The sequence below is a fragment of the Hamadaea flava genome (assembly GCF_024172085.1).
Classification (GTDB): Bacteria; Actinomycetota; Actinomycetes; order Mycobacteriales; family Micromonosporaceae; genus Hamadaea; species Hamadaea flava.
The window spans coordinates 3,074,151-3,085,261 of record NZ_JAMZDZ010000001.1; the positions used below are offsets into that span (position 1 = coordinate 3,074,151).

The following is an 11,111-nucleotide window of genomic DNA, read 5'->3' on the forward strand; positions in this document are numbered from 1 at the left end:
CGGCTATCGGCCTCTGCCTCTGCTGACCTCTGCCTCTTCTGACCTCTGCCTCTTCTGACGCTCCGACCTTGGGAAACGGATGTGGCGACCCCGGCCCCAAACCATGACAGTCTCGTGACAAACCGCCGATCAGGTCTCATACGCCCGCTTCGGCGTTGGTCAGCGGCGCGACCGGTGGGCATGATGGCCCGCATGGCCTCGGTGCTGGTGATTGAAGACGACGACCGGATCCGGCTGTCGCTGGTGCTGGCCCTCGAAGACGAGGGCTACGCCGCCGAGGGCGCCCCGACCGCCGAGGAGGGCCTGGCCCGGCAACGCAAGAACCCGGCCGACACCGTCCTCGTCGACCTGATGCTGCCCGGCTTGGACGGGTTCGACACGATCCGGGAGCTTCGCCGAGCCGACGACGTCCCCATCGTCGTCGTGTCCGCCCGCAGCGACACCCACGACATCGTCGCCGCGTTGGAGGCCGGTGCAGACGATTACCTGGTCAAACCGGTCGCCGTCAAGGAGTTGACCGCTCGGCTGCGCGCGCTGCGCCGCCGGGCGCGGGCCGCCGCCACGGCGATGCCGACGCTGATCTTCGGCGAGCTGACCATCCTGCCGCTGGCCGGCGAAGTCACGCTGCACGGCGAACCGGTCGCGCTGACGCGCACGGAGTTCCGGCTGCTGTGCGAGCTGGCCGAGCATCCCGGCATGGTCTTGTCCCGCCAGCAGCTGCTCGAACGGGTCTGGGAGTACGACTTCGGCGACGAACGCCTGGTGGACGTCCACGTCGGGCGCCTGCGGCAGAAGATCGAGGTCGAGCCGTCGGCGCCGAAGCACCTCGTCACCGTGCGCGGTCTGGGCTACAAGTTGCAGCGATGAGGCGGCTCCGGCAGCCCGGCCTGCGGGTACGCGTGACGGCGGCGTTCGCCTTGGGCGCGCTCGTCATCTCGGCGACGATCGCGATCGCGTCGTTCCAGATCACCCGGCAGACGCTGCTGAGCGGACGGGAGCGGTCGGCGCTGCGGGCGGCGTACTTCGACGCCAACGTGGTCAACGCCGGGCTGGCCGCCGACGACGACCCCGACGTCCAGGAAGTGCTGCGTACGCTCGACACCGGCAGCAGCCGCCACGCGATCATCTACCGGAACGGCCGGTTCTACTCGCGTACCGCCGACACCGGGTACACCAAGGCACTGCCCGCCGACCTGCAATCCCTGGTCGGCTCCGGGCACACCGCCGTGCAACGCGTACGCGTCGAGAGCGGCCCGGCTTGGGCGATCGGCATTCCATTGCCCGACGGCAGCCGCTTCTACATGATCGACTCGATGAAGGAGCTCGACCGGACGCTGCGCGTCATGTCGCTGGTGCTGGCGTTGGTGGCGGCAGCGACGACGGCGGCCGGCGCGGCCTTGGGCGCGTACGCGAGCCGCCGCGTGTTGCGGCCGATGCGAGTGGTGGCCGACGCCGCGCGCGACATCGCCGGAGGCGACCTCACAGCCCGGCTGGATCCGGCGACCGAACCCGACCTCGAACGGCTCACCACGTCGTTCAACCGCATGGTCGACCAGCTCGCCGCCCGACTGGAACGGGATCGCCGGTTCGCCGCCGACGTGAGCCACGAGCTGCGCTCGCCGCTGCAGACGCTGGCCGCCGCCGCGAGCGTGCTGGCCCGCCGCCGCGACCAGCTCGATCCGCGGTCCGCCCAGGCCGCCTCGTTGGTGGCCGACGAAGTCGAACGGTTCCAGACGCTCGTCACCGATCTGCTCGAACTCGCCCGCGCCGATCAGCCCGCCGACCGGCGGCTCACCGAGGTCGCTGAGCTGGCCCGCCAAGTCGTCGCCCGCAAGGGCTTCGATCCCGGCATCGTCTCCGTCGCCGAACCCGGTTTCACCCCGGTCTGGCCGGTCGACTCGCGCCGCTTCGAGCAGATCATCGCCAACCTCCTCGACAACGCCGTACGCCACGGCGGCGGCCCGACCGCGGTACGCCTCGGCGGCACGGCCGGCACCGGCTGGCTGGAGGTCGACGACGAGGGTCCGGGCGTACCGCCTGCCGACCGGATCTCGATCTTCGACCGCTTCGTCCGCGGCCGGGCGGCGAACGCCCGCGCCGACTCCGACGGCACCGGCCTCGGGCTGGCCCTGGTCCGACAGCACGCCCTGGCTCACGGCGGCGACGCGACCGTCACCGACCGGCCCGGCGGCGGCGCCCGGTTCCATGTGGAGATAGACCTGTCCCCCGAAGAGCCCGACGGGAGGCTGGCGTGAGCAGACGAGCCTCAGCCCTCCTCGCCGTCCTGCTGGTCGCCGGAGTCGGTGTCACCGGATGCGGCGTGCCCGCCGAGTCCGAACCGCGCAGTGTGTCGCCGCCGCCCGGACCGTTCGCCGGGCTCAGCTCGCCCGTGCCGTCGACTCCGGCGACGACGGCGACCGGTCGCCTCACCGAGATGCTGTACTTCGTCCTGGACGGCAAACTGGTCTCGGTCACCCGGCGAGTGGACGCCCAGCCGACAGTCGACGAGCTGATCAACGCCCTGCAGGTCGGCCCGACGCAGACCGAACGCGACACCGGTCTGTCCACCGCGCTCGGCGGCACCAACGTGGTGGCGGCGTTCTCCGTCGCCGGCGACCGCGTGGAGCTGACCCTGACCGCCCCGGTCGACGGCAACGGCCGCGCCGACGAAGCGCTCGGATACGCCCAGCTCGTCTGCACGCTGACCGCGCGCGGAGACATCCACGGTGTCGTGTTCACCCGGGACGGGCATCCGGTCGGCGTACCGCGCGGGGACGGGTCCCTGTCGGAAGGCCCGCTGACCGCCGCCGACTACAGCATGCTGCTCGGCTAGCGGATCAGCGGTCGGTCCCGCGGCTTCAGACCCTCGAACACCAGCTTCAGCACATCCGACATGTACGCCTTGGGCAGCGGCCGAGTTCGGAGGAGCCAAGCGTGGTACAGCGGGCCGAAAATGATCTCGACAACCATGTCGAGGTCGGCGTCGGACCGCAGTTCATCGGTTCCCTGCGCCTTCGTCAGGCGCTGCTTCGCCTCGACGATCGCCTGTTCCAGCAGTGCGCGTACGCCATCGGCGGCGACGTCGTCGGACTGCGCGGCGATCAGCAACCCACGCCAGACCGCGCCGGCGTCGGAGTCGAAGAGCCGCTGCAGCGCCGTCGTCTGCGTGAGCAGATCGGCCGCCAGATCGCCGGTGTCCGGGAAGCCGGCCGCCCGCTCGCGTTCGCGCTCCATGTACTCCAGGAGCACCGCCGCCTTCGACGGCCACCAGCGATAGATCGTCTGCTTGCCGACGCCGGCTCGGGCGGCGATCGCCTCGACGGTGACGGCGGCGAAGCCGACTTCGGCGCATAGGTCAGCAGCGGCGGTCACGATGGCTTGCCGCGACTGCTCGTTGCGCCGGTTCGGATCGGGTTGACGGCTCACGGACCATCACTCTACCGCTCGCGAGGCGATACGTCTCGTCTTGACAACTCGGATCGTCCCAGGCACAGTTCAACGCGAGACAGAACGTCTCGTCTCCTGTTTTCGTCCCCGGAGGCCCTCGTGTCCGATTTCACCCAGCTCAGCAGTGCGTTCGCGTTGCTCCGCGGCGGCGTGCTCGTCCGCGACACCGACGCCGAGATCCTCAGAAGCGACCCGTCCAGCGTCATCACGCTGCTCGCCGACGCTGAAGCGACCGGCGGCGTCCTCACCAGCCACCGCACCACCCTGCGGGACGGCACACCGGGCACCCCGCCGCACTTCCACGCCAACTGCGACGAGCTGTTCTTCGTCATCGACGGCCGGCTGCGCGTCCTGCTCGGCCAGGAGATCCTCACGCTGGACGAGGGCGATCTCCTGCTCGTGCCGCCCTACATGCCCCATGCGTACGCACCGGCGCCCGGCCACGACGCCGACTTCCTGTGCGTCTTCACCCCCGGTACGCCGCGCGCCGACTACTTCCGCCTGCTCGACCGAGTCCACGCCGGCGAGGCGAGCTGGGACGATCTGCTCCAAGCCCAGGAGCTGTACGACACCCATTACGTACCCACGGAACTCTGGCCATGAGCGGAGCGCCGCCGGCCCCGTTGAGCGACGAGCAGGCCGCTCAGCTCCTCGACGGCCAACGGTTCGGCATCCTGGCCAGCGTCAAGCGGGACGGCCACCCGCATCTGTCCACAGTGCTCTACCGATGGAGCGCCCCTGAACGGATGATCCGCGTGTCGTCCACCGCCGACCGCCTCAAAGTCCGCCAACTCCGGCGCGATCCGCGGACCGCCCTGCACGTCACCGGCCCCACCGTCTGGTCGTACGCCGTCGCCGAAGGCGAAGCAGAAGTCTCCCCACCCTCCGCCGAACCCGGCGACGCGGTCGGACGGGAACTGCTGGCGATGACGCCTGGCTTCGCCGATCCCGCCGCCGAGCAGCAATTCCTCCAGCAGCTCGTGGCCGACCGGCGAGTCGTCATCCGCATCCGAGTGTCCCGCCTCTACGGAGCCGCCCTAGACATCGCCTCCTGATCACACCGCCTCCTGATCACACCGCCTCCTGATCACATCGCCTCCTGATCGCGATGTGGCACACCCGTCGGTGAGCGGCGGACCCTCGCCGAGGCGCAAATCTTCGCAGCCACGCAAATGTTCGCAGCCACGCAAATGTTCGCAGCGACGCAAATGTTCGCAGCGACGCAAATGTTCGCAGCCACGCAAATGCTGGCAGCGACGCAAATGCTGGCAGCGATGCAAGCCGTCGCGGGAACGGCGACGAATACGCGGTAGGACCCTGTCGTCGTACCGCGATCACGCTGCGGCGGCCGGAGCAGGGCGGGCCGGCGCAGGCCCGCCCGCAACAACACCGATCTCAGCATCTTCGGCGGAGGGTGTTCCGCACCGGTCTTCGAAGCGGGTCGACGAAGGCGGGCGGGAGGAACTCGGGAAAGCCATCGGGTCTCATCCGGACTTCCCAATGCCCGTGGTGGATCTCGCGATGGTGGAAGCCACAAAGCAGGACGCTGTTGGCGAGGCAGGTGGTTCCGCCGTCTGCCCAAGCCTTGAGGTGGTGGCCGTGGCACCACTGGGGTGGCCGGTCGCAACCGGGGAACGCGCATCCCTTGTCCCGCAACACCAGCGCACGCCGAAGCGGGCCGTCGATCAGCCTGCGGGCGCGGCCGACGTCGAGCACTTGCCCGTCACCGCCGAGCACGGCCGGGATGATCATCGCGTCGCACGCGAGCCGTCGCACGGTCTCCGGGGTGAGCAGGTCGCCGGTGTCGAGCAAGCCCGCGCCGACCTTGGCTTGGAGGGCGTCCCAGGGCAGGGTGATCGTCAGGTGAGGTTTCTCGCCGCCGTTGTCGGGCAGCTCGCCAGCGTTCATGATCCGCTGGCACACCTCGACCAGGGCGTCAGCCCGCCGGGCGCCGGCCGAACGCAGATCCGGCTCACCCGGCAGCACCCGACCCGACGCACGATCGCCCTCTACCGCATCCGCACCGCCGGCACCCGCACCGCCCCCAATGCGCGCAGCCTCCGCCAGCACAGCCCGCAACACCGCCACTAGCACAGCCGGCAACACCGCCTCGTGTATCCGCGCCGACGTCAGCGCAGCCCGCACGGCCGCAAGCGCAGCCCGCAACACCGCTGCCGCCAGCGCCGGGGCCATCGTTAGGGGAGCAAGCGGCACAATTGCCCGTGGCATCGGGCAGTGCGGCAGCCGCAGCGGTGGGTGCGGGCTTGCGTGGTCCGGACAACGGATCCAACGCGGTCCGCACGATCGCAGCCATCTCGGAATCGAGGACACCGCGCACCGGTATTCCCCCTCCCCATAGGGAACGAGGGTGAAGTCACGCCGGTCGTAGGCGGATCGTTCGGCGCGTTCCAGATCGCGGCGCAGGCGTTCCAAGGCGATCTCCGGTGCGACCAGTTCCAGGATCTGCGACCGATGATTCTCCAGCGTCTCCGGTCGCAGCCGATCCTCGACCGCCAGCTTCGTCAACGCCTGGTCGGCTTTCGCCTTACCCACCTCACCCACGGCTGAGGGCAGGTCGTGCACGGTTTTGGTGATCACCCGCGCCTGCTCGACAGTGACCCGCCCGGCGGCGAGCGCTTCCTCGACCACGGGCGTCTCGGGCAGCAGCTTGGCCAGCTTGGTCCACACGACGGCATCGCGATGCCGCATGGCCAGCAGATAGGTCAGCCAGTTCGCGGTGCCGGTCGCACCTGCGGTGTAGGGGATCTCGCGACTGTCCGCCGCGCCGATCAACGTGAGTAGCCGGGCCGACAGCTGCTGGATCGTCGCATGAACTCGGCGGACTTCGTCGGTGATCTCGGTGTCCGAAAGTGTCCACAGGGGACCGGCGACCAGCTCGGCGACATCCGCCTCCACCTGCGCCAACAGCCCGCCCATGGGATCAACGTTAGAACGAAGGTACGACACCTTCCAGGGGGTCAAGGTCACCAGAATGTGCCACGTTCACCACCCAGTCAGTCCACAAGCGACAAACGCCGTAGTGCGCCCATGATCTGCGGTTTCGTGTCGGACTCCGTGATCATGCGCCTGTCGTATACGCGAAACGGCCCTTGAGCGCACACCATCGGAGCATGATCTTGCTACTCGGCCGGAAATCACACACCACGGGTGCACAGACCACCAAAGAGCTGGACCTGCGAGCAGCGGGCGATAACGAACAGCCGGTCCGCGTGAGCAGCCGGATCCAGCGAGCAGCACGACTCAGCGAGCAGCAACGCTCGGCAAAACACAGGAATCAGCGAGCGGCTGGCGCGCCGAGGGCGCGGCGTCCCAGGTCGGCGGCGGAGGCGCGGAGGGCGGCGAGGTCGACGTCGACGAGCCGGCCGGAACGCTTCACGACGCGGCCGTCGACGATGACCGTGTCCACGTCGGAGGGCCGTAGGGACGTTACCGCCGCACCGGCGCAGTCGGCGCTTCCGGCGAGGTGGGTGAGCCCCTCAAGGAGAACCAGGTCGGCTCGTTTGCCGACGGCGATCGTGCCGATCCGGTCGCTCAGGCCGAGCGCCCGTGCCCCGTCTACCGTGGCCGCTTCGAGCATGCGCGCAGCCGGAAGCATCGGCGCGGACGCGCTCGGGACGGCGCGCGTACGCTCGGCTCGTAGGGTCGCCCGCATGACCTCGAAGAGGTCCGGCACGGAGTTGACCACCACGTCGACGCCGAGTGCGGGTCGGCAGCCCGCGTCGGCGAGCCGGCCGTACGCCGAGACCCCGTGGCCCATGAGCTCTTCGACCAGCGGCGTCACGGTGACTCCGGCACCGGTGTCGGCGAGGAGCTTGGCCTCGTCGGCGGTCACGGAGTTCAGGTGGACCAGATGCACACCGGGGCCGAGCAGGCCAGCTTCGTCCATTCGCGACACTGCTGACGGCGTACGCCCGCCGCCGATGTGCATCGTCACGAGGATGCCCAGGTCCCGCGCCCGGCGCAGGAGTGCCTCGGCTTCGTCGGCTGGGCCGTATTCCGGGCCGAGGATGGCGAGCGCTGCGCTGAGCGTACCCGTGAGATCTGCGCGGGGCTGGTCGCTCGCGATGACCGCGCGCATCCCCAGGCTTTGGTACGCGTCAGCCACCGCCTCGGCGTGACTGGTGTTGTTCCAGTCCAGGACGGTCGTGATGCCCGCGTCGAGCGCCTCCGCGGCGCCGAGCCGGACGGCGAGGTGCGTGTCCTCCGGCCGGTACGCGGACAGTGCACGGCCGAGGACGACCTCGAAGTAGCCGGGCAGGGTCAGGTCGGGGCCGATGCCGCGCAGGGGCGCCTGCCAGACGTGGCGGTGCGTGTCGACGAATCCAGGGATGAGCACCTGGCCCGTGGCGTCGATGACCTCAGCGCCCGGCGCGGCTAAGTTCGGGGCGACGGCGGCGATCTCGCCGTCGCGGACGAGGACGTCGGTGGCGAGCAGTTCGGGCGCGCCGTCACCGGGCACCACGTGGGCGTTCTTGAGAAGCAGCACGATAATACCTTTCGAGAAAGCTTTTCTGAAAGATACTTCATGATCGGACCGGGCCGCAACCCTCCACTACCATCGAGGGCGTGAGCAGGGACTCCACGGACGAGATCGCCGCGGCCTGGGCGCAGGAGCTGCCCGGCGTCGTCGGCGAAGAGCTGGAGCTGGCCAAGCGGGCCGCCCGGCTCGCGGCGATCCTCGGCGACAAGGTCAACGCCGAACTGGCCCGGCTCGGCCTGACCAAAGCCGAGTACGAGATCCTCGCGGTGCTGCGTGCGTCCGGCTCCCCCTATCGGCTGCGACCGTCCGATCTGGCCACTCGGCTCATGCTGTCCTCGGGCGGCACGAGCAACCTGGTACGCCGGCTCACCGAGGCGAAACTGCTCGACCGCGAAGCCGACCCGGCCGACGCCCGCAGCTCCTGGGTACGCCTGACGAAACCGGGCGTCCAGCTTTCGGAGGAAGCCGTACGCGCGGCGACCGCCGCCCAGGCGACAGCACTGGCGGCCGTGCCGGAGCCCGATCGGAAAGCGGCGATCGCTGCGCTTCGGCAGGTGCTGCTGGCGCTCGGCGACCGGCCATAAGCCGCCGCCAGGAGCAGGCGACCGGCCTTATGCCGCCAGCGCCACCTGCCAGGAGCGGCCGGCACTAGGCCGTGGGCGCCACTTGCCGGTAGAGCATGTTGCCCGGCGACGCGGGGTCGTCGCTGGTGTAGAAGTCGCGGATGGCGTCCAGCACTTCGAGGACGGAGAGCCGGCCGTCGCCGTCGGCGTCGACGGCGGTGAACGCGCCGGTGATGTCGTCGACCGACGACCCGATGGCGTGCCACAGCCGGGCCAGCTCGGCCGGGACGAGGTAGCCGTCGTTGTCGGTGTCGGCGAGCCGGATCGTGGCGAGCGCCATCGGCGTGTAGACGGCGGCGAACTTCTCGCCGTCGATGAACGCGCCTTGGAAGGCCGCGCCGAACTCCTCTCGCGTCATGCGCCCGTCACTGGGTACGCCCGCGTGTGCGGACAGGCAGTCCCAGTACCAGCCGTAGAGGGCGACGGTCTCCCGCCCACGGGCGGTGGAGGTCTCCTGGCCGAACGCGCTGAGGACGCGCCCGGCCTGGTGCAGGATCGCGGTGCGGTCGATCGCGCCGCGCCGGGCGAGGTCGATCTGGTCGAAAGCGGCATCCAATTTGGGGGATAGCGGCGTTTTCTCCATGAATGCACGGTAGAGCGGTCATACAGCGGATACAACGGGACTAACCCGACAAGGCGACGGGTCAATGCTGATCATCAACGCGGATCGTCGAGGTCGCTGACGCGTACCTGGTCGGTCAGGAGCCGCCGGAACCTCGCGAGGTCACCGTTCACATAGCCCCGGCACAGCTCCCGACCGGCGGGATAGACCGCCAGATATGTCCGATTGCCGGGCGCGCTCATGAACCGCAGCACGTGTTCGGCCTGCTCCTCGTCCAGCAGACCCCAGCGGCGTACGTAGGCGCGGATCTCATCGTCGGACCGACCTTCGTCCGACCGCATGATGGCGGCGTTGACGTCGGCCCAGCGCAACGGCTGGATGGCCCGTTCCACTGCCAGCGCGTGGCGCACGTCGACGCCGAGGGCAGCCGTGAACTCCGCCCCACCCGGCCCGTCGACGACCAGGTCCAGCGCCAGCTCGGCCAGGCCCTCACTGATGAGCGACTGGGGGGTCGGCACCAGGACGAGCGTCTCCGCGAGGTCAGCCTGGCCGCGTACGAGAAGGTGGTCCTTGAGCACTCGCTCGGCCTGATGCCCCGGGTAGGTCTCGTGCAACACCAGATGCAGCGTGTCCAGCGCGGTCCGCGGATGATCCAGGTTGATCGAGGTCAGCCCGCGCAGGTCGCCCTGATACTCGTTGAACCCCGACCAGGCCACGTCGCGTACCAGCGCCAGCTCGACGCCCTCGCCCGGCGGCAGCTCCACCAGCCGCTCGGTCCAAGCCCGGCCCAGCTCGATCGCCGCCCGCGCCAACGCCTCGACGCGGTCCGGCTCCAGCACCTGACTGGTACGCCAGGCGCGGAACCGATCGCCGAGCGGGCCGGATCCCGGCAGCAACTCCGACAGCTGCTCGTGTGCGGTCGCGAAGACGGACTCGTCGGTGAACTCCGTGCGTACGCCGTAACAGGCCGCGACCTCCTCGGCGAAGGTCAGCCGCTCGCCGGCCAGCACTCCCGTGTACGCCCGAACGCCGCTGACCTGGTCACGCAGCCAGCCGTCCGGCAGGTCGGCGAGCAGCTCGGCGGCCTGGACGGCGAGCCGGCCCGCAGTGGGCGCCGGTTCGGCGGCGACGGCCTCGGCCAGCTCGGGCGGCCCGAAATAGACGTCGACCAGCCCTTCCTCCACCCGGCCGAGCCGCAGGCCGAGCTGAAGATACCGGGTTACCAGGTCAGTCATGCCGCGCAGCGTACGCGGCCGGGGCACGCCCAGCCGCCAGGTGGGCCACTGCGTGTGGACGGGCCGGTGTCACGGGTTTCGTCGGACCGGGGCGGCCGGGCATTATCTGCGACATGGCGTACGACCAGGATCCGCCGACGCAGATGCTGCCGACCACCCAACCGGGACGGCACGCCGCCGAAGGCTCGTCCAACCGGTGGCTCTTCGGCGTGATCGGCGGGGCCGCCGTCCTGGCGATCGTCCTGGGCATCCTCACCGGGCTGCTGCTGTCGGGCGGCACACCGGAGCCGAAGCAGCCGGTCGCCGGGCCGACCGTCGCCGCCGAGCCCACCGAAGAGGAAGTGCTGGAGCCGACTCCGGAGGCCACGGAGATCTCGCCGTCGCCGACCCGCAAGCCGTCGCCGACCCCGGCCAAGAAGACGGCCGCGCAGCTCATCGCGGCCGCCCGCGACCTGGTCGCGTCGTATGACCGGGCCGATCGCATCGACGGCGAGGCGGCGGACACCCTCGACGGCGATCTGCGTGACCTGGCCCGGGACGCGGCCAGCGGCCGAAACCGGCGGGCGTGGAGCGACCTGACCGACGCGGCCCGGCATCTGACGCGCTTCCACCAAGAGGATCAGATCGGCGACCGCGAATATCAGGCGCTCAACGCGGCGCTCTCCGAGATCGCCAAGGTCCTCCCCCGCAACTGACGCAGGCGACTGAGACAGGCGACTGAGACAGGCAACTGAGACAGGCAA

At 69.9% G+C, this 11,111-nt stretch carries 12 protein-coding genes; 7 read left to right on the top strand and 5 right to left on the bottom strand.

From position 1 onward, the window contains the following. Positions 1–192: 192 nt before the first annotated feature. From HDA40_RS14380 to HDA40_RS14390, 3 genes are read left to right on the top strand one after another with little or no spacing between them, the layout of a single operon-like run. Positions 193–867, top strand: a complete 675-nt coding sequence (locus HDA40_RS14380; RefSeq protein WP_253755908.1) for a response regulator transcription factor — start codon at positions 193–195, stop codon at positions 865–867. Further along, on the top strand, positions 864–2,255 hold the full coding sequence (locus HDA40_RS14385) for a sensor histidine kinase (RefSeq protein ID WP_253755910.1): 1,392 nt from the start codon (positions 864–866) through the stop codon (positions 2,253–2,255). The genes HDA40_RS14380 and HDA40_RS14385 overlap by 4 nt, the downstream gene beginning before the upstream one ends. Next, positions 2,252–2,833: a GerMN domain-containing protein gene (locus HDA40_RS14390; protein WP_253755912.1), complete on the top strand. Its 582-nt coding sequence runs from the start codon at positions 2,252–2,254 to the stop codon at positions 2,831–2,833. The genes HDA40_RS14385 and HDA40_RS14390 overlap by 4 nt, the downstream gene beginning before the upstream one ends. Here HDA40_RS14390 and HDA40_RS14395 read toward each other — a convergent pair. Continuing rightward, a complete protein-coding gene (locus tag HDA40_RS14395) occupies positions 2,830–3,426 on the bottom strand; it encodes a TetR/AcrR family transcriptional regulator (protein ID WP_253755914.1) in 597 nt (198 codons plus the stop codon). The genes HDA40_RS14390 and HDA40_RS14395 overlap by 4 nt on opposite strands. A 120-nt stretch (positions 3,427–3,546) precedes the next feature. Between HDA40_RS14395 and HDA40_RS14400 the strand changes: the two genes are divergently transcribed. After that, on the top strand, positions 3,547–4,050 hold the full coding sequence (locus tag HDA40_RS14400) for a cupin domain-containing protein (protein WP_253755916.1): 504 nt from the start codon (positions 3,547–3,549) through the stop codon (positions 4,048–4,050). Then, on the top strand, positions 4,047–4,502 hold the full coding sequence (locus tag HDA40_RS14405) for a PPOX class F420-dependent oxidoreductase (RefSeq protein WP_253755918.1): 456 nt from the start codon (positions 4,047–4,049) through the stop codon (positions 4,500–4,502). Before HDA40_RS14400 ends, HDA40_RS14405 begins: the two co-directional genes overlap by 4 nt. A 340-nt stretch (positions 4,503–4,842) precedes the next feature. Here the strand turns inward: HDA40_RS14405 and HDA40_RS14410 are convergent, their stop codons facing one another. Both HDA40_RS14410 and HDA40_RS14415 read right to left on the bottom strand, forming a co-directional pair. Next, entirely contained in the window at positions 4,843–6,384 is a 1,542-nt protein-coding gene (locus HDA40_RS14410) for an HNH endonuclease signature motif containing protein (protein WP_253755920.1), read from the bottom strand. A 358-nt stretch (positions 6,385–6,742) separates the two neighbouring features. Next, complete coding sequence (locus HDA40_RS14415; RefSeq protein WP_253755922.1) at positions 6,743–7,954, bottom strand: amidohydrolase family protein; 1,212 nt, start codon at positions 7,952–7,954, stop codon at positions 6,743–6,745. A gap of 80 nt (positions 7,955–8,034) precedes the next feature. Here HDA40_RS14415 and HDA40_RS14420 point away from each other — a divergent pair, with 80 nt between their 5' ends. Beyond that, positions 8,035–8,532 (top strand): MarR family winged helix-turn-helix transcriptional regulator, encoded by a 498-nt coding sequence (locus tag HDA40_RS14420; RefSeq protein WP_253755924.1) that lies wholly within the window; start codon positions 8,035–8,037, stop codon positions 8,530–8,532. Between the two features lie 64 nt (positions 8,533–8,596). Here the strand turns inward: HDA40_RS14420 and HDA40_RS14425 are convergent, their stop codons facing one another. Together HDA40_RS14425 and HDA40_RS14430 are read right to left on the bottom strand one after the other, a co-directional pair. Then, positions 8,597–9,154 (bottom strand): EF-hand domain-containing protein, encoded by a 558-nt coding sequence (locus HDA40_RS14425; RefSeq protein WP_253755926.1) that lies wholly within the window; start codon positions 9,152–9,154, stop codon positions 8,597–8,599. Between the two features lie 74 nt (positions 9,155–9,228). After that, entirely contained in the window at positions 9,229–10,368 is a 1,140-nt protein-coding gene (locus HDA40_RS14430) for a hypothetical protein (RefSeq protein WP_253755928.1), read from the bottom strand. A gap of 113 nt (positions 10,369–10,481) precedes the next feature. Here HDA40_RS14430 and HDA40_RS14435 point away from each other — a divergent pair, with 113 nt between their 5' ends. Continuing rightward, positions 10,482–11,063, top strand: a complete 582-nt coding sequence (locus HDA40_RS14435; RefSeq protein WP_253755930.1) for an FIMAH domain-containing protein — start codon at positions 10,482–10,484, stop codon at positions 11,061–11,063. Positions 11,064–11,111: the final 48 nt, after the last annotated feature.